Consider the following 19245-nt stretch of genomic DNA (forward strand, 5'->3'; position numbering starts at 1 on the left):
TGTTTATGTACGTTATTTTTAAATCTAGAATTTTATATTATCATACGAACAATACTGTGTCATGTCAAGAACGGCTGAGCCGATCACGGAGCTTTTTCGCCTCCTCTTGATTTAAACCATGCTCAAACGAAACCTCTATTAAAATATCCTGCATCGTACGATCAATGAAAGAAATACCAAACTGGTCATGAAAAATTGATGCGGAGAAAGAATGTTTTTCACTGGACCGCATATTTTTCCCCTTTCTTTTTCATCAGAATTTGCGTCTTAGTCTTCCCGCAAAAAAATGAAAAAATACTCAATGTAAAAAAGGAAATGCCGAAATAAAATAGAAATAGTTTTTTGCATGAATGTGAAAGGAGCATGGCCATTGCGAAAAAAATGCTTTTTAATCGTTCTGTTGCTTTCACTGCTTTTTACTTCTACCGCTCCAGTTTTTCATTCAGCCCAAGCGGATACGCAAAATGCAGTCATTAAGCAAGATAAAGTAAATGTCCGGACAGGTCCCGGTTTAAGCTATCCCGTAATGAAAAGCGTTCGGTACGGTGAAAAATACCCGATTGTCGCAAGGAAAGGAGATTGGGTGAAAATTCAATTAAAACAGGGCTCTTCCGGGTGGGTAGCCGATTGGCTTCTTTCAGTAGAAACCGAGCTTCAAAAAAAGGATTATGTCGTTTCTACGACTACCGGGTTAAGAATCCGTTCTGGCCCCGGGACAAACTATAAAGTTGTTGGACAGTTTCCTAAAGGGGAAAAAGCGCATGTGTTGATGAAACAGGGGAAATGGGTGAAAATTTCCTATAATGGCCGGCAAGGATGGGTCTCTTCTGCATATGTAGCTCCAGCAGCAAGCAAAACTCCTTCGAATCAGAAGCATAGCCTCGGTACGGTTACAGCCACTATATTAAATGTTCGTTCAAAACCAAATGCACAATCATCAATTACCGGCAAGCTGACAAAAAACATGAAAGTTGAAATCATTTCGGAACAAGGCAATTGGTATAAAATTCGCTACAACAATGTGACGGGGTGGGTGTCGAAGCAATATATTACCAAAGCAGCAGCTAAAAGCAGCAGCACTTCCCCGCAAAAAGGAAGGATTACAGCCAGTTCGTTAAATGTTAGAAGCGGCCCGTCTTTACACTCAAAAATTGTCGGTACCATTAAAAAAGGAACAGAGGTAGAAATCATAGGTGCAAACGGAGATTGGTATCAAATTAGATATGCGAAAAACAAAACAGGCTGGGCATCCAAAAGATATATCGAAGCTGGCTCAAAGAAAACAAACGGCGCTCAATCAGTTGTCCTTTTATACGACGGAACAAATTTGCGCAGTGCACCTTCCACTTCTGCAAAAATTGTTCAAAGAGGAAACAAAGGGCAGACTTTTCCAATTGTAGGGATTTATAATAATTGGTATAAAATTCAGCTCCGAAACGGTCAAACAGCTTATGTAGCAAGCTGGGTCGTCACAACAACAAGCGAAAACAATTCCAATAAAGGGACAAGCATACCGTCAAACGGTAAAAAAGTCATTATCGATCCGGGCCACGGAGGCTATGACAGCGGGACGATCGGTGTCAGAGGGACGCTGGAAAAACATTTAACCTTAAAAACAGCTAAACTTGTGTACAACAAATTAAAAAGAGCAGGTGTAAATGCAGTTTTAACTAGAAGCGACGATACATATATCAGCCTGCAATCCCGTGTAGGAATTTCTGTAAAAAACAACGCAAACGCCTTTGTGAGCATCCATTATAATAGCTCAATCATTCCAAGCGCAAATGGAATCACAACTTTTTATTACAATTCTGCAAAGGATAAAGCATTAGCAAATGTAATTCACAAAGAGATGGTGAGGCATGTCAATTTAAGAAACCGTGGTGTTCAATTTGGAAATTATTTTGTGCTGCGTGAAAATAAACGTCCTGCTGCTTTGCTTGAACTAGGTTTTTTGAGCAATCCTATGGAAGAGTGGACAGTCAGCACAAACGCTTACCAAGAGAAAATCTCACAAGCGATTTATAAAGCGGTCGTCAAATATGTAAACTCATAAAAAAATCGTGAGCAGCTCGCTCACGATTTTTTTATTTGCTTTCGATAATCAATGTTACTGGGCCAACGTTTGTAAATTCAACAGCCATCATCGCTCCGAAAGAACCCGTTTCAACACGTACGCCTTTTTCTCTCAGTTTGTCGTTGAAAGATTCATATAGTTTTTCAGCAATATCCGGTTTGGCTGCTTGCATAAAATTTGGCCTTCTTCCTTTCCGGCAATCGCCGTACAGCGTAAATTGGGAGACGGATAAAACTTCGCCCCCAACATCTAAAAGAGATAAATTCATTTTCCCTTCTTCATCCTCAAATATGCGCAAATTGGCCACTTTATCCGCTAAAAACTCTGCATCTTTTTCCGTATCCTCGTGCGTAACACCGACTAGCACCATTAAACCGAACTCAATCGAACCAACAACTTGTCCATCTACTTTGACATTTGCATTCCTTGCTCGTTGTACTACAACTTTCATCATGTATTTCCTTTCTTAATTCATAATTCTCCGCACTGAATATACATCCGGTATTTGCTTGATCCGATCCACAACTTTTTGAAGATGGCTGACATTTTGAATCGAAATTCCTAAATGGATGTTCGCTACTTTGTTACGGTCCGTTCTTCCCGAAATTGTCGTAATGTTTGTCTTCGTCTCTGTTACAGACTGGAGCACTTCATTTAATAAGCCGCGCCGGTCAAAACCTAAAATCTCAATTTCCACATTGTATTCCTTCCGGCCGTCCAGCTGATTTTCCCATTCCACTTCAATTAACCTGTCTTTTGCATCCTCTTTATTGACATTTGGACAATCAGACCGGTGAACAGATACCCCTCTTCCTTTTGTAATAAATCCGACAATATCATCGCCAGGAACTGGGTTGCAGCAGCGGGAAAGCCTGATTAACAAATTATCAATACCCTTTACAGACACTCCTGCATCACGGCGCTTCGGCCGCCTTGCACCTTGTTGAACCACCTTTTCCATCAATTTTTCCTGCTCTTCTATATCCCGCTGTTTGCGAATTTTTTCGACTAGGCGGTTTGCAACCTGTAAAGCAGTAATGCCGTTGAAGCCAACTGCCGCATACATATCGTCCTCGTTTGAAAAATTAAATTTTTCCGCGACACGTTTTATATTTTCCTGAGTAAGGACTTCTTTCACATCAAAATCCATCGCTTTAATTTCTTTTTCAATTAATTCTTTTCCTTTTTCAACATTCTCCTCTCGGCGCTGCTTTTTGAAAAATTGGCGAATTTTATTTTTCGCTTGAGAGGTCTGCGTCAATTTAAGCCAATCTTGGCTCGGACCGTAAGAATGCTTCGACGTCAATATTTCCACTATATCTCCGGTTTTTAATTTATAATCAAGAGGCACTATTTTTCCGTTTACTTTTGCTCCGATCGTCTTATTGCCTATTTCAGAATGAATTCTGTAGGCGAAATCAATCGGAATCGACCCGGCGGGAAGCTCAATGACATCTCCTTTTGGAGTAAATACAAACACCATGTCAGAGAACAGATCAACTTTCAATGCCTCCATAAATTCTTCGGCGTTGGAAGAATCGTTTTGAAACTCCAATATTTCTCTAAACCAGCTCAGTTTTTTATCAAAAGATGTAATGCTTTTTCCTTCTTTATAAGCCCAATGGGCAGCAATCCCGTATTCAGCGATCGCATGCATTTCGTATGTGCGAATTTGAACCTCAAGGGGATCCCCCTTCGGACCGATGACAGTCGTGTGAATGGATTGATACATGTTTGTTTTTGGCATTGCAATATAATCTTTAAATCTGCCAGGCATCGGCTTCCAGCATGTGTGAATGATGCCAAGCACTGCGTAGCAGTCTTTTATGCTGTTCACAATAATTCGCACAGCCAGCAAATCATATATTTCGTTAAATTGTTTATTTTGGAGAACCATTTTTCGATAAATGGAATAAATATGCTTCGGCCGGCCGTACAGCTCTGCCTTTATCTTTACTTCTTCAATTCGCTTCTTTAAATCTTCAATTACCTCTTCAACATACTTTTCCCGTTCTGCACGTTTCTTTTTCATCAAATTGACAATTCGGTAGTATTGCTGCGGATTTAAATACCGCAAGGCTGTATCTTCAAGTTCCCATTTGATTTTTGAGATTCCGAGGCGATGGGCGAGAGGAGCAAATATTTCCAACGTTTCATTGGCGATTCTTCGCTGCTTTTCCTGCGGCAAATGTTTTAACGTACGCATATTGTGAAGACGGTCTGCCAGTTTAATTAAAATGACCCGAATGTCCTTCGCCATAGCGACAAACATTTTCCGGTGATTCTCCGCCTGCTGCTCTTCTTTTGATTTATATTTAATTTTTCCCAGCTTTGTTACTCCATCCACAAGCATAGCGACTTCATCGTTAAATTCTTGTCGAAGCTCGTCTAATGTCACATCCGTATCTTCCACAACATCATGTAAAAAGCCGCCGGCAATCGTTGTAGGATCCAGCTCCAAATCTACTAGAATCCCGGCAACCTGCACCGGATGCATAATATATGGTTCGCCTGATTTGCGATATTGCCCATGATGGGCGTTTTTTGCAAACTCGTATGCTTTTTTTATAAACTCTATATCGTCAGGCGGAAGATACTTTTCCGCTTTTTCGAAGATCTGTTCAGCTGTCAACATTTGTTCGTTTGCCATGGGATCACCTTTAATTGTATATACGTTATTGTTTTTATTATTAAATAAAATTAACAAACATGTAAAGAGAAGAATACGATCCTTTTGAAAAGGGGTAAAAAAAATAGAGCTGCTGCAGCTATTTTGCGAGTGGATGGAAAATATTACAATTTCTAAAGTTTTTCATTTTATTGTTTTAAAAAAAAGCACCCATTAAGAGTGCTTCATTTATAGATTTGCGCCGATTAATATTTAATCAATGCTAATATATCATAGCCTTCAAGCCTTTTTCTGCCCTCAAGATAAGACAATTCAATTAAAAAGGCAATGCCGGCAACCTCTCCGCCAAGCTGTTCCACTAATTTAATGGTAGCTTCAATCGTTCCTCCAGTCGCCAGCAAATCATCGGTTATTAACACTCGCTGGCCAGGCTTAATCGCATCTTTATGAATGGTTAATGCATCTTTTCCGTACTCAAGCCCGTATTCCACCTTGATCGTTTCGCGCGGAAGCTTGCCTTCTTTTCGAACAGGTGCAAAACCAACTCCGAGAGAGTAAGCAACTGGGCAGCCGATGATAAACCCTCTTGCTTCTGGACCGACAACAATATCAATCTTCTTTTCACGCGCATATTGAACAATTTGGTCTGTTGCATATTTAAATGCTTCCCCGTTGTCCATTAATGTTGTGATATCTTTAAAAGAAATGCCCGGTTTTGGAAAATCTTCAACAATTGTCACGTATTTTTTTAAATCCATCACTCGTCCTCCTCGGTTGTTTACCATTCATGAACTTGTAAAAATTTATCGGCATCTCGTTTCAAGACTGCCTTTTCAAACCATTCCTTCAGTTCTTGATAAGAAGAATAGAGAAGCTGCTGTTCCAGTTTCATTTGATCCAGCTTCTGCTGATATGTCCCGGATTCTGATAAATCCCGTTTTTTCACCTTTTTGTTTAATGTAATCACACCATTGTTTATTGTAACAAATTCAAGTTCAAAAAACACCTTTGTCATAAAAAAGATCGTTTCTTTTGTCCAGCCACGGTATTTGGCTAAATCTTCCCCATATTTTTTGTAATCGAAAGAACTTTTTTTCGTTAAGAATGCGTAATACCATTTAAAATGCTCTCTTGTCGGCATTGTTTGAAAAAAGTGGTCTGCATGCTGATAAAAAATAGCATAAATTCTTTCAGGCATTCCTTGCTCAAATGCTGAAACAAGAAATTCGATTGCCGGGGGCATATCGAGAAATACAACATACTTATTGGAAACATCTATATTTTTGTAATCCTTTATTTCTGATATTATATGAATTTCATGAATGTACGGTTGATCTTTATATAATTTTATAGATTCTTCATGAAAGGCGATCAGCAATCGTTTTTCAGCAGGAAGTTTAGAGAGCAAAGCCTCCGTTCCTCTTGAACCTCGCCAATCAAAAAGCTGCCACGCTGGCACGGCAAGGTCTTGAAGCAATAGCTGCGGCTTTTTTACATAATTCCATTCGTTGATCGCAAGCTCACCGACAATAGAAACGTTTGCGAAAGGAGATATTTCTTCTGCCAATTCTCCCTGTCCAAAGCCGACGACATCTAATTCAAATTCCTTCTCCTCAATCTTCATTTTCAAATGATTTCCGTTTACCCCAATTTTTCTAACATCTGCCGCATTGACATTCTCTAGTAAAAAGAGCGGCTTCGGATTATCGACTCCGAAAGGGGCAAGCTTCTCCAGCTCTTCGACTGCTTTTATTGTGACATGCTCCAATGAACAGGCACATTCAATGTTTTTTACAGGAATAAAATCTTCATCTGAAAGCTGACTATTTGCAAGATCGATCATTTTTTGGCGCAGCTCGTCAATATGCTCTGCTTTCAGCGTCATGCCAGCAGCCATCGTATGGCCTCCAAAATGAGGGAGAAGCTCCCTGCATTCCGATAAGTTTTTAAATAGATCAAACCCTTGAATGCTTCGCGCAGACCCTTTGGCAAGACCTGTCTCACGATCAATGCTCAACACGATGGCAGGACGGTAAAATTTTTCGACCAATCTGGAAGCAACGATTCCGATCACTCCAGAATTCCAGTTTTCTTTTGCGACGACTAAAACAGGATTGTCTTCGATTGGAAAATTTTTCTCAATTTCCTTAATCGCTTCGTCCGTTATCTCTTGTACAAGCTTCTGCCTTTGCTTATTTAATTGATCGATTTCCTTAGCAAGCATATCAGCTTTTTCTTTATCATCTGTCAACAACAATTCAACGGCAGGATCGGCTTCTTGCAGCCTCCCTGCCGCATTGATTCTCGGTCCTAAAACAAATCCTATCGTTTCCTCATTTACGGAAGATTTGTCCACTCCAGCAATGGAAAGAAGCGAATTTATGCCAGGTCTTGTCGTCGTTTTTAATTTTTCAATCCCTTTTTTCGCAAGAAGCCGATTTTCTCCGTATAGAGGTACTAAATCAGCAATTGTTCCAATGGCTGCGATCTCTATCAGAGATTCTGGAACCTTTCCATAAAGGGCATGGGCCATTTTAAAAGCAACGCCTACACCTGCCAGCTCCTTAAAAGGATATGTTGAATTTGGCAATTTCGGATGAATGATCGCATACGCATCAGGCAAAACAGGCCCCGGTTCATGATGGTCTGTTATAATGAGGTCGATTCCAAGCCTTTTGGCTAAATCCGCTTCATTGATTGCCGCGATGCCGGTATCAACTGTTATAATCAGCCTGCATCCTTTTTCATGAATCATTCGGAAAGCATGTTCGTTTGGCCCGTATCCTTCTGAAAATCGATTCGGTATGTAAAAATCGACGTTTGCCCCCAATTCCTTTAATGCCGTCAACAGGACGGCAGTGCTGGAAACGCCGTCCGCATCATAATCACCGTATACGACAATCTTTTCACCAGCGCGGATTGCTGCAAAAATACGCTCACATGCCCGCTCCATCCCATCCAACAAAAAAGGATCATGAAATGAAGGTTCCTTTATATGTAAAAACTCTTTTGCTTCTTCAACATTTTGAATGCCGCGATTCACAAGTAATCGAGCAGTCAAATATGTAATATTCAAAGAGTCGATTAATGCTCGAACAGCCTCTTCGTTGGACTCATCCCTATATAAACGATTCCAACGAAATTTAGATCTCAGCATAATTTCACCCCTCAACTTCTCCTATTATACAGAACGAAATGAAATGTTTTCAAACACTATTTTCAAGGCGATGTTTCTTCATAAGAAAGAGAGGGGCTGTCCGATGAGTTCCTAAAATGAAGGAGTTTGGAGAAATACATTGTGAAGGACAAAAATAATCGAATAAAATTTGTAAATGTCCTTCATAGAGGCAATGAAGTCCAACTGGAATAAATTGTATGCACCGAATGTCCGTCATAAAACTTTTGGAGAACGTAATGAAGAAAGAGAGCATAAGAAACATACTAACATTAGTAGTACAGACCTAGGCCAAGGTTTGTGCTACTATTTTTTTATAGTAGAAGTGAAGGAAGGTCGAACATCCCCTGGGACCAAATAGAGTCCGTATTAAAAACAGACCAACTTCACATCCTTATTTGAATCAGTTTAGTATGTTGGGTCCGAAGAGACCGTGTATAAGAAAATGGAATCAATAAGGCAATGTGAAGAACTTCTATGTTTGGCTAAAAAGGAGAGGCAGAAAATATGAAACACGTAGTGGCATTTGATGTCAGTATGGGGAAAAGTACAATGGTCATTTATGACCGTTATCGTCAATGCGAATATGAGGGTGAAATAACCCATAACCGCTACTCTTTCGAGAAATTAAACGAAACCCTTATATCTTTAACACAAAAAGATGCACAGGCACCTGATATTGTCTTTGAAGCAACAGGCGTATATTCAAAACCACTAGAACGATTCTTAGGTGATCAAGGTTATATGTATTATCGAGTTAACCCACTCGAAGCGAATATTCAAATGGCTTCAATGAGGAGACAAAAAACAGATAAAAGCGACGCTCATGAACTTGCGAAAACTCACTTTAGAGTTGAACGTGAACAAACTTATCAAGAAGGGGAATATTATAAACAAATGCGTGCAATGACGAGATATTATGATGAATTAAGTAGTGAAATGACGCATTTATATAGTCGTTTACATGCGATTCTACAATTGAGTTTTCCCGAGTTAGAAAAGCTATTCAGTAAACGTTCTGCTTTATTTTTGAATGTCGTTCAATTATACCCTCATCCGGATCATGTGTTAGTTTGTTCAAAAACAGTGATTCGTAATCGTTTAAAAGCCAACACAAGAAAAAACTTATCATTGGCACGTGCTGAAGAAAAAGGGATCGCTTTAATCGAAGCAGCAAAAGAAGCGTATCCAGCAATTTCAAAAGATGATATTCGCTGTGAACAAGTGCGGGATTATGCCAAACGGATTGCAGACTTGAAGGAGAAAAGAGATCAACTTGTCCAAAAGATGGTTAAATTATCGAAAGATAAACAAGAGTATCAGATTTTAATTTCATTTCCAGGAATCGGAGAAACGACTGCAGTTCGTTTAATTGGAGAATTAGGAGATATTCGACGATTCAAAAACCATAAACAACTGAATGCTTACGTCGGTATTGATATTATGAGATATCAATCTGGGAATACCTTTTATAAAGACAAGATTAATAAAAGAGGAAATAACAAACTTAGAAAGATTCTATTTTACATGATCCAGACCATGATCCAACTACGGAAAAACACACAAAATCATATTGTAGATTATTATGATAAATTAAAAACGCAACCCCAGAGGAAACCTCATAAAGTTGCGTCCATAGCATGCGTGAATAAGTTCTTGAAATCGGCTTATCACCTTATCACACATAATCTGAAATACGATTACGAAAAGGCAACAATGCATCAGTAATCGTAAGTAAGATTATATCACAAAGACCTGACGAAAAAAATGGAAATCGTGAGGTCTATTTGTCATGCGAAAATTTATTTTGGAAGGAAGGGGTCCCCCTTCCTTCCAAAATAAAATCTATATTAACCAAATTATTTAATAAAAAATACTTGACTAGAGGTAAGAAGGGGGTGTCTAATAAGTCGTTTTTACGGCTTATTGACGCCCCCATTAATGTGTTAGAAACGTTGATATATCGGTGTTTATGATTTTTTGTTTTCAATGGCGATTTGACTTTCAAAGACAGCCCCTAAACACAAGATAGGAAAAATAGTCTGTCCGATAAATCCCTAAAATGAAGGAGCCCCAAAAAGTCAGTTAACCCTGACTTTTTGGACAGCCCCTTCGAACTTTTACAGCGGCTGTTCACTAGTTTTCTTTTACAGAACGTTTTTCAATTTGCTTCCATTTCCAAACGAGCCAAAGCTGGCTGGCGATAAACAAAGAGGAATAAACGCCTGCAATCAATCCAACCAACAAAGCAATCGAGAAATTTAAAATGGACGAGCTTCCGAATAAAATGAGAGCGACAACAGCAAAGATCACGGTTAAAACGGTGTTAATCGATCTTGTAAAGGTTTGCCGCAAGCTTTTGTTGACAATTTCCGCAAGCTGCTCAAATGTTTTTATTTTTTTCGCTTTTCCCATGTTTTCTTTTATACGGTCAAACGTAACAATCGTATCGTTGATCGAGTAACCAATAATCGTCAACACGGCCGCGATAAATGTAATGTCTACTTCAAGACGGGTAATACTGAAAAAGGAAACGATAAAAAAGGCATCGTGCAATAGGGCAAGCACAGCTGCAAGCGCCATATAAAATTCAAAGCGGATGGATACATATATGATAATCCCAATGGAAGCAATTGCAACACCGATGAGAGCATTTCGCGCCAGCTCTTTTCCGACTGTTGGCGAAACCGTGCTTATATTTGGCTCTATCCCATACAGCTCTGTGAAATGTTCTTTTACATTTGAAATCGTTTCTTTATCAAATGCGCCTACAAATCGTACAACTGCTGTGCTTTTATCATTACCAGATAATACAATTTCATCCGGCTTAAGCCCGATTGATTTGAATTCTTTTTCGATTGTATCAGCCGATAGCGGCTCATTTGTCGCTAGCTCGACCCGCGTTCCACTCGTAAAATCGATGCTTAGATTCAATTTAGCAACAAAGAGGATGATGATGCCTGCGACAATTAATACACTTGATAAAACGAAAAACTTTTTCCGATGTTTAACAAAATCAATATGATCAAAGCGAGTTGGGACATCGGTATCTTTATTCGTTTTCGTAATATCCAAAATATCGCTTTTCCTCACGCCAAACCAATGCGGCTTTTTGTCAAATGCCCGGCTCTCCACGAGCAATCCGAGCAGCAATCTGCTTAAATAAATCGCCGTAAGGAAGGATATAATAATGCTGACAATGAGCATTGTCGCAAATCCTTTTACAGAGCTTGTTCCAAAAATAAACAAAACAACAGCTGCGAGTATTGTCGTAATATTGGCATCAAAAATGGTTAAAAGCGATCTTTTGTTTCCTGCTTTAAAAGCAGATCGGACACTTTTTCCAAGCTTTAATTCATCCTTAATTCGTTCGTCTGTAATAATGTTCGCGTCAACTGCCATCCCAACCCCTAAAATAAGGGCGGCGATCCCCGGCAATGTAAGCACCGCATGCATCCAATTGTACACAACTAAAATGAGGTATATGTATGAAACAAGCGTGATAGATGCGATCAATCCCGGCAAGCGATAGTAAAAGATCATGAACAGCATAATGAGGCCTACGCCGACGTAACCCGCATAAATGGTTGATTGCATCGCTTGTTCCCCATATTTTGCCCCGACAGAAGTTGAATAAATTTCGTGCAGCTTCACTGGCAATGCACCAGCATTCAGCAAACTTGCTAATTGCTGCGCTTCTTCTACCGTAAATTGTCCTTCAATCGTGACCGTAGTCGTATCAAACACTTCATTTACGTATGGATCGGACAAAAATTTCGGATTCGCTTTTGCTGCTTCTTTTTTATACGAGTCGCCTTCTTCCCAATCAAGCCATATGATCAGCTTATTTTCAGGCGCCATTTTTACTATTTTCTCTGTCACTTCTTTAAATTTTTTCGCATCCTTTAGCTCAACGACAACGTTCGGTTTACCGTTTTGGTCAAATGATTGCTTGGCACCGCCTTGCACTAAGTCTGAACCGTTTAGTAATTCTTTGTCATTGACATCACGAAAGGTCAGTTCTGCCTGCGTCGACAAAATTTTCCGAGCTTCAGTCTGATCCGTCACGCCTGCAAGCTGAACGCGAATTCGGTCATTCCCTTCTATTTGGATATTTGGTTCGCTCACTCCAAGTGCATTCGCCCTTTTGTCCAGCGCTTCAACTGCACTTAAAAGGGCTTGACGGTCAATTTTATCTCCTTTATTTACCGGCTTCACTTCATATAAAACTTCAAAGCCGCCTTTTAAATCAAGACCAAGCGTAATGCCTTCTACGATTGGTTTTGTCGTTGCGCCAGTCAAACCTAAAAGGGCGAAAACAATGATAAAAAATGATATAATTCGGCCTTTTTTTGCCATGTTGATCCTCCTCAAGCTTATGTGCGAAACATCGCCTTATCATCTTTAGGTTAATTCTTTTAATATTTCTTGTCCTTCTTTACTATCTAACCATTTTGCATCTTTCATAAACTCAATGGTCGTATAATTCATGAAATCGGACACTTTCACTGACATAATCCCTTCTACTAACCGATGTACTCTGACACCCTCAATTTTTTTCCATTTTTTTCTTTTCAAAAAAGCCCACAATTCATCCTCTGTCATTTTATCGTATCCATACAGCCGGAATTCTTCGAGCTTGCTTTTCAAAAACGGCCTTAAATACTTGCGATAGGCATCTACCGAATAGTTCTCCACTTTTATGCTCCTTTCTTAAAAGGTTGTCATGCCTGTACTTCGAGTCTGCATATAGTAATTGTATATGATATCAAGTTTTTTGAGAAGGCAGGGAGAAAAATGCCGAAGCAAACCTTTTTAAAAGGAATGCTCATTTTAATGACGGCAGGCCTCATCACAAGAATTCTCGGTTTTATTAATCGAATTGTCATAGCCAGAATGATTGGAGAAGAAGGGGTTGGCCTCTACATGATGGCGATGCCTACGTTTGGCCTTGTCGCAGCAGCTACACAGCTCGGTTTGCCGGTTGCCATCTCCAAGCTGGTCGCGGAAGCGGATGCAAAAGGAGACAGCAAAAAGGTAAAAAAAATACTGGTTGTATCTTTAACAATTACGTGCAGTTTAAGCATTATCATCGCACCGCTTGTGTTGTTTTCCGCCTCATATATTTCTGAAACATTGCTTACAGACCCAAGAACATTCTATCCTTTGATTTCCATCACTCCTGTAATTCCTATTATTGCTGTATCCTCTGTTTTGAGAGGCTACTTTCAAGGAAAACAAAACATGACGCCTGCGGCATTCTCCCAGGTGCTTGAGCAAGCGGTCAGAATCGCCTTTATCGCCGTTTGTACAAAAGCTATGCTGCCTTACGGAATCGAATATGCAGCCGCTGGCGCCTTTGTTGCGGCAGCAATTGGAGAACTTGCTTCCTTACTTTACTTACTAATAGCGTTCCGTTTCAAAAAGCAAATTCGAGTGAGAAAATCGTTTTTCCGTTCGTTAAAAAAGGGAAAAGAAACATTCAGTCAGCTCATGAAAATTGCCCTGCCGACAACCGGCAGCCGATTTATCGGCAACATTTCATGGTTTCTCGAACCGATCGTTGTTTCACACAGTTTACTGATCGCCGGAGTTCATTCATCTTTAGCTACAAAACAATATGGGGAATTGACGGGGTATGCGCTTCCTTTATTAATGCTTCCCTCTTTCATCACTTTTTCGCTGTCAACATCATTAGTGCCCGCATTAAGCGAAGCGATTGCCCAAAAAAGGATTCGATTAGCAGAATATCGGCTGAGGCAAGCTTTAAGGCTCTCGCTTGTTACAGGCGGACTAGCAGTTGTTATTTTATACGTGTACGCTGAACCGATCATGATCTTTATGTATGGAAATGCTCAATCTGCCATCTATGTGAAAGTTATGGCTCCTTTTTTCATCTTTTATTATTTCCAAGGTCCACTGCAAGCAGCATTGCAAGCATTAAATTTAGCAAAAGCAGCGATGACCAACAGTTTAATTGGTTCCATTTTAAAAACAGCGCTCATTTTTGTTTTCGCAACTAGGCCGCAGCTCGGCATTATCGGCGCAGCTCTTGCCATTATAAGCGGGTTTATGATCGTTACTCTTCTTCATTATGCAACGGTGCTGAAAGTGTTTAAGTTCACAATTTATTTAAGAGACTATGTTCTATCTTTTGCAGCCATATTCTTAACAGGTTGGATCTCCTATCATATTTACGATATCTTATTGGAACAACTGCATTTGCTGCCAAAGTTAATGTATGCATGCATGAGCACAACAGTTATTTACAGTCTGTTTCTCATCATCTTTCGACTAGTCGAAAAGGAAGAAGTAAAGCGAATTCCCCTAATCGGTCCGTATATAGCAATCTTTATTCCGATGCAGAAAAATCGTTAAAATCTATCCGTTTCATTCCTTTCACCCTGATCTGGCAATTTTAATTCTAAATCTTTTTTTTATGAATATGCTTGTATAAAAGTGATTACCCTTGTACGGGTGAACATGGGAGGAGATGAATGGATGATTGAAGCAAAGCGGTGGGGGAAAGCTGTATTTTACGGTGTTTTTACCATTTTGATCATTGCTTTGATTTCCAGTTTTCTTTTATCTATTTTATTACGATTTACTAGTTTAACAGAAGATTCGCTCTTTTGGGTCATCACATCTATAAGTTTTTTAGCCGTTTTTATCGGAGGTTTTATAGCTGGCGGAAAAGGTAAAGAAAAAGGGTGGCTTTTAGGCGGTGCGACAGCGGTTGCTTACACGGGAATTGTGTTGTTGTTTCAATTTTTAGGTTACGGAAAAACGCTTTCGCTAGAATCGCTATTATATCACGGTGGATTTTTGATCACTTCAATAGTTGGAGGAATGCTGGGAGTCAATATTTCGTCGCCAAAACGGCAGGCTTAAAAAGAAAAAGGCTGACATTTAAGTCAGCCCTGTTTTTTGTAGAACTATGATTGTTCTACGACTTCTCTCACAGCATTTCGGTCAAAAGTTAAGCGGGAGCCGTCTCCCGTACGGATGACGATTTTATCTTCATCCAATGAATCAACCGTCCCATGCAAACCGCCAATCGTTACGATTTTATCACCCTTCTTCAAGTTTGCCTGCATGTCACGGATTTGCTTTTGCCTTTTTTGCTGAGGTCTGATCAACAAAAAGTAAAAAATAGCAATCATCAGCACAAAAGGCAGCACTGTTGCTACAAAATTCTCCGACATTTCTTCACCCCTTTCTAAGCATTAAAAGTTTTTCGCATTTGGTTTATTGAATCCGTACCGTTCAAAAAATTCTTCTCGGAAATCTCCTAAACGGTCTTCACGGATTGATTCCCTAATCTGCTCCATTAATTTTATCAAAAAATAGAGATTATGGTAAGATGTTAATCGAATCCCAAATGTTTCATTGCTTTTAATTAAATGTCTGATATAAGCACGTGAATAATTTCGGCAAACGTAGCAATCACAAGATTCATCCAATGAACCGAAATCGCGCGCATATTTCGCATTTTTTACGACAAGCCGACCTGTTGATGTCATTAAGGTGCCGTTGCGCGCAATTCTAGTAGGAAGCACGCAATCAAACATATCAATGCCCCGAATCGCTCCATCTATCAGTGAATCTGGAGAACCGACCCCCATCAAATAACGAGGTTTGTCGCTTGGCAATAAAGGCACGGTAAATTCTAGCACACGATTCATCACTTCTTTCGGTTCACCGACAGAAAGACCGCCAACCGCATATCCCGAAAAATCAAGCGAGACAAGATCGCGTGCGCTTTGCTTCCGCAAGTTTTCATATTCGCCGCCTTGTACAATTCCAAACATCCCTTGTTCATTTTCTCTTTTATGAGCTGCTAGACAGCGTTCAGCCCATCTGGAGGTTCGTTCTACAGATTGTTTCATATAATCAAATGATGCCGGGTAAGGCGGGCATTCGTCAAATGCCATTATAATATCTGATCCGAGAGCATTTTGGATTTCAGTTGCTTTTTCTGGAGATAAAAACAGCTTGTCCCCGTTTAAATGATTGCGAAAATATACTCCCTCTTCTTCAATTCGCCGGAATTCGCTTAAGCTGAACACTTGAAATCCGCCGGAGTCGGTTAAAATCGCTCCATCCCAATTCATAAAAGAATGGAGACCTCCTGCCTCCTTAACGATATCTTCCCCTGGTCGGAGCCATAAATGGTATGTATTGCTCAAAATGATTTTTGCGCCAATTTCTTTTAATTCCTCCGGTGACATAGTTTTGACGGTCGCCAATGTTCCCACAGGCATAAACACCGGAGTTTCAAACGAACCGTGAGGTGTATGTACGATTCCAAGGCGGGCGCCTGTTTGTTTGCATGTTTTGATCAATTCATATCGAATAGGTGGCTTATTCAATGAAAGCCCCTCCTTTATTCAGTGTACCTCTATTCTGCTTCAAATAATCAGCATGGCATCTCCAAAGCTGAAAAAACGGTATTTTTCCTTTATAGCCTCCTCATACGCGCGAAGAATTGTTTCTCTTCCAGCCAGCGCACTGACAAGCATGATCAGAGAAGACTTAGGAAGATGAAAATTTGTAACGAGTCCGTCTATTCCTTTAAAATTGTAGCCCGGATAAATAAAAATGTCTGTCCAACCGCTTTCTTCGACAAATTTGCCTCCATGTTTTCCAGCAATTGTTTCCAGCGTTCTAGTTGAAGTCGTACCGACTGCGATAATACGTCCTCCCTTTTCTCTTACTTCATTTAATAAGCGGGCCGTTCCCTCTGTCATTTGATAAAATTCCGCATGCATTTTATGTTCTGTAATGTTTGTGCTGCTGACTGGACGAAATGTCCCAAGCCCGACATGCAGCGTTATAAAAGCGATATGAATCCCTTTATTTTTTATATTTTCGAGTATTTCATCTGTGAAATGCAAACCTGCAGTCGGTGCAGCTGCTGAACCAATTTCTCGGGAATAAACGGTTTGATATCGTTCTTTATTATCAAGCTGCTCTTTAATGTATGGGGGCAATGGCATTTCCCCAAGCTGATCCAAAATTTCCAAAAAAATGCCTTCGTATTGAAATTCAATGATTCTACCGCCGTGTTCAAGAGTTCCTACACATGTTCCTTTTAAAAGGCCGTTTCCGAAATTTAATGTTGTCCCTACTTTGACTCGCTTTGAAGGTTTTACAAGGGTTTCCCAAACATTCCCTTCTTTTTCTTTTAGCAATAAAACTTCCACTTTGGCCCCGGTTTCTTCTTTCACCCCGTACAATCTGGCCGGCATGACCCGCGTATCATTTAAAACAAGGCAATCACCCGGAGATACATACTCAATTAAGCTTTTAAATCTGCTGTGCGTAATATCTCCGCTTTTTTTATCAACAATCATTAATCTTGAAGCATCCCTCTCCTTCAACGGAGTTTGGGCAATCAGTTCCTCTGGCAATTCGAAGTCAAATAATTCGATATTCATCCTGTTCACCTAGCTTCTGTCCATTATTTAAACCGTCCTAAAAAAGAAAAAATGAACGTTAAAAGCAAACTAATGACAATGCATGTGACAATCGGAAAGAAGAAGGTGAAATTTCCTTTTTTTACTACGATATCTCCTGGCAGTCTTCCGACAACTTGCATAAATAAGCCGACAAAAAGCAAAATACCGCCAAGCACCATCAATAGCTTTGGAAATTCCGTCATCTTTTCGGCACCTCCATTTGAAAATGTTTATACACAAGATCTGTTACTATTCTTCCCCTCGGTGTTCGCCGAATAAAACCGATTTGCAATAAATACGGTTCATAAACATCTTCAATTGTGTGCGCTTCTTCACCGATTGTCGCTGAAATGGTCTCAATTCCAACGGGACCTCCTTGGAATTTTTCAATGATCCCTAAAAGAAGTTTATGATCGATATGATCCAATCCAAGTTTATCCACTTGCAAACGCTCCAAGGCGTCTTCGGCAAGATGGGCGCTGATTTTTTCAAATCCGAGCACTTGCGCAAAATCCCTGACCCTTTTAAGAAGCCTGTTCGCAATTCTTGGCGTTCCCCGCGATCTTCTAGCTATTTCAACGGCTGCCTGCTCTTCAATCTCGATATTTAACAGGTTGGCCGTTCGTTTGACTATCTTTGAGAGCTCGTGCTCTTGATAGTATTCCAAGCGGCTTAACACACCAAATCGATCCCTTAAAGGAGCAGTTAATAAGCCAACTCTAGTTGTTGCACCAACAAGTGTAAACGGTGGCAGATCCAACCTGATCGTGCGGGCGCTTGATCCTTTTCCAATGACGATATCTATACAAAAATCTTCCATCGCTGGATACAAGACTTCTTCGATAGAACGATTAAGCCGATGAATTTCATCAATAAATAAAACATCCCCCGGTTCTAAAGAAGTGAGAATAGCCGCTAATTCTCCCGGCCGTTCAATCGCGGGCCCTGAAGTATGGCGGATATTCGTCCCCATCTCATTTGCGATAATCGTTGCAAGTGTTGTTTTCCCGAGCCCTGGAGGTCCATATAAAAGAACATGATCCAACGTTTCTTCTCTAAGCTTTGCCGCTTCAATAAATATTTTTAAGTTTTCCTTAATCTTTGATTGACCGATATATTGATCGAAAGATTGAGGACGAAGGCTGAATTCAAAATCTTTTTCTCCCGCTTCAGCTTCGCCTGCAACAATTCTTTCCTCCATTGCTATCACCTTATTTCAAAAGCAGTTTCAATGCTTTTTTCACATATTGATCAGTTGAGAGCGATTCGCCTTCCAATGACGGCTTGATTTTTGCTATCTCTTTCTCACTGTATCCTAAAACTTTCAGAGCATCGATCGCTTCCATAAGCGAATGATTGCTATGTTTTTGGTTTGTTTGTACCTGATTAGCTAACATGTTGGAAGACGGTTCTGAAACGAATTCGACGAGCTTCCCTTTTAAATCTAAGATGATTTGCCTCGCTGTTTTCTTTCCGACACCAGGAAATTTTACTAAAAATGCTTCATCTTCATTTTCAATGGCCTCCACTACTTGCTTTGCATCCCCATAAGCCAGGATCGCCAGAGCACCCTTCGGACCGATTCCTGTTACGTTTAAAAGCTTGGAAAAGAGAGTCTTTTCTTCACGGCTTGAAAATCCGTACAGAGCGAGGAGATCCTCCCTTACATATTGATATGTATAAACTGTCACTTCTTTTTTTATATGTTTTTGATAGCTGAAAGGATTGGGAGTGAAAATTTGAAAGCCGATTCCGTTCCGATCGATCACAATTGAATCTATTGATATATGATCTACAACTCCGCGGATAAACTCAATCACTGCGTTCACCTCTCATCACTTAACCTATTTTAACATAAAGAACTCGCTCCGTCAGGGAAAGAACTGCAAAAATAAACCGATGC

Annotated in this window: 17 protein-coding genes and 1 other annotated feature (1 of these 18 only partly in view); of the genes, 4 read left to right on the forward strand and 13 right to left on the reverse strand. The window is 40.0% G+C overall.

Annotation, left to right across the window (positions count from 1 at the left end; translation table 11 throughout):
• Positions 1-5 (reverse strand) — a binding site (T-box leader); it reaches 214 nt to the left of the window's first position.
• 59 nt (positions 6-64) lie between these two features.
• Positions 65-232, reverse strand: a complete 168-nt coding sequence (locus RI196_RS13220; RefSeq protein WP_157728017.1) for a hypothetical protein — start codon at positions 230-232, stop codon at positions 65-67.
• A gap of 138 nt (positions 233-370) precedes the next feature.
• Here RI196_RS13220 and RI196_RS13225 point away from each other — a divergent pair, with 138 nt between their 5' ends.
• Positions 371-2056 (forward strand): N-acetylmuramoyl-L-alanine amidase family protein, encoded by a 1686-nt coding sequence (locus RI196_RS13225; protein ID WP_311066351.1) that lies wholly within the window; start codon positions 371-373, stop codon positions 2054-2056.
• Positions 2057-2087: 31 nt separating this feature from the next.
• On the opposite strand, the gene dtd is transcribed toward RI196_RS13225, so the two are convergent.
• The 4 genes from dtd to recJ all read right to left on the reverse strand — a co-directional run bounded on the left by dtd (position 2088) and on the right by recJ (position 7863).
• Positions 2088-2528 (reverse strand): D-aminoacyl-tRNA deacylase, encoded by a 441-nt coding sequence (gene dtd / locus RI196_RS13230; protein WP_063387981.1) that lies wholly within the window; start codon positions 2526-2528, stop codon positions 2088-2090.
• A gap of 15 nt (positions 2529-2543) precedes the next feature.
• Positions 2544-4727 (reverse strand): RelA/SpoT family protein, encoded by a 2184-nt coding sequence (locus RI196_RS13235; protein WP_063387980.1) that lies wholly within the window; start codon positions 4725-4727, stop codon positions 2544-2546.
• A 224-nt stretch (positions 4728-4951) separates the two neighbouring features.
• Positions 4952-5464: an adenine phosphoribosyltransferase gene (locus RI196_RS13240; protein WP_063387979.1), complete on the reverse strand. Its 513-nt coding sequence runs from the start codon at positions 5462-5464 to the stop codon at positions 4952-4954.
• A gap of 20 nt (positions 5465-5484) precedes the next feature.
• Positions 5485-7863, reverse strand: a complete 2379-nt coding sequence (gene recJ / locus RI196_RS13245) for a single-stranded-DNA-specific exonuclease RecJ (protein WP_117016752.1) — start codon at positions 7861-7863, stop codon at positions 5485-5487.
• Positions 7864-8388: 525 nt separating this feature from the next.
• Between recJ and RI196_RS13250 the strand changes: the two genes are divergently transcribed.
• On the forward strand, positions 8389-9609 hold the full coding sequence (locus RI196_RS13250; RefSeq protein WP_063388609.1) for an IS110 family RNA-guided transposase: 1221 nt from the start codon (positions 8389-8391) through the stop codon (positions 9607-9609).
• Between the two features lie 408 nt (positions 9610-10017).
• Here the strand turns inward: RI196_RS13250 and secDF are convergent, their stop codons facing one another.
• Together secDF and RI196_RS13260 are read right to left on the reverse strand one after the other, a co-directional pair.
• A complete protein-coding gene (gene secDF / locus RI196_RS13255; protein ID WP_066249528.1) occupies positions 10018-12240 on the reverse strand; it encodes a protein translocase subunit SecDF in 2223 nt (740 codons plus the stop codon).
• A gap of 45 nt (positions 12241-12285) precedes the next feature.
• Positions 12286-12579 (reverse strand): post-transcriptional regulator, encoded by a 294-nt coding sequence (locus tag RI196_RS13260; RefSeq protein ID WP_066249531.1) that lies wholly within the window; start codon positions 12577-12579, stop codon positions 12286-12288.
• Between the two features lie 99 nt (positions 12580-12678).
• Here RI196_RS13260 and spoVB point away from each other — a divergent pair, with 99 nt between their 5' ends.
• On the forward strand, positions 12679-14259 hold the full coding sequence (spoVB, locus tag RI196_RS13265; RefSeq protein ID WP_311066352.1) for a stage V sporulation protein B: 1581 nt from the start codon (positions 12679-12681) through the stop codon (positions 14257-14259).
• 123 nt (positions 14260-14382) lie between these two features.
• On the forward strand, positions 14383-14772 hold the full coding sequence (locus tag RI196_RS13270; RefSeq protein ID WP_066249537.1) for a TIGR04086 family membrane protein: 390 nt from the start codon (positions 14383-14385) through the stop codon (positions 14770-14772).
• A 44-nt stretch (positions 14773-14816) separates the two neighbouring features.
• Here RI196_RS13270 and yajC read toward each other — a convergent pair whose 3' ends face one another.
• Genes yajC through ruvA form a run of 6 tightly spaced genes read right to left on the reverse strand, consistent with a single transcriptional unit; the run spans position 14817 to position 19162 of the window.
• Entirely contained in the window at positions 14817-15086 is a 270-nt protein-coding gene (gene yajC, locus RI196_RS13275) for a preprotein translocase subunit YajC (RefSeq protein WP_063387973.1), read from the reverse strand.
• Between the two features lie 21 nt (positions 15087-15107).
• On the reverse strand, positions 15108-16253 hold the full coding sequence (tgt, locus tag RI196_RS13280) for a tRNA guanosine(34) transglycosylase Tgt (RefSeq protein WP_311066353.1): 1146 nt from the start codon (positions 16251-16253) through the stop codon (positions 15108-15110).
• 39 nt (positions 16254-16292) lie between these two features.
• Complete coding sequence (queA, locus tag RI196_RS13285; RefSeq protein WP_063387971.1) at positions 16293-17321, reverse strand: tRNA preQ1(34) S-adenosylmethionine ribosyltransferase-isomerase QueA; 1029 nt, start codon at positions 17319-17321, stop codon at positions 16293-16295.
• A gap of 23 nt (positions 17322-17344) precedes the next feature.
• Positions 17345-17545: a DUF2905 domain-containing protein gene (locus RI196_RS13290; RefSeq protein WP_311066354.1), complete on the reverse strand. Its 201-nt coding sequence runs from the start codon at positions 17543-17545 to the stop codon at positions 17345-17347.
• Positions 17542-18543, reverse strand: coding sequence for a Holliday junction branch migration DNA helicase RuvB (gene ruvB, locus RI196_RS13295; RefSeq protein WP_117016756.1), 1002 nt, complete (start codon positions 18541-18543; stop codon positions 17542-17544). Before ruvB ends, RI196_RS13290 begins: the two co-directional genes overlap by 4 nt.
• Positions 18544-18553: 10 nt before the next feature.
• The gene (gene ruvA, locus RI196_RS13300; RefSeq protein WP_063387968.1) at positions 18554-19162 is read right to left on the reverse strand and encodes a Holliday junction branch migration protein RuvA; all 609 of its coding nucleotides are present in this window, start codon (positions 19160-19162) and stop codon (positions 18554-18556) included.
• Positions 19163-19245: the final 83 nt, after the last annotated feature.

This window comes from Aeribacillus composti (assembly GCF_031760945.1).
Lineage (GTDB): Bacteria > Bacillota > Bacilli > Bacillales > Aeribacillaceae > Aeribacillus > Aeribacillus composti.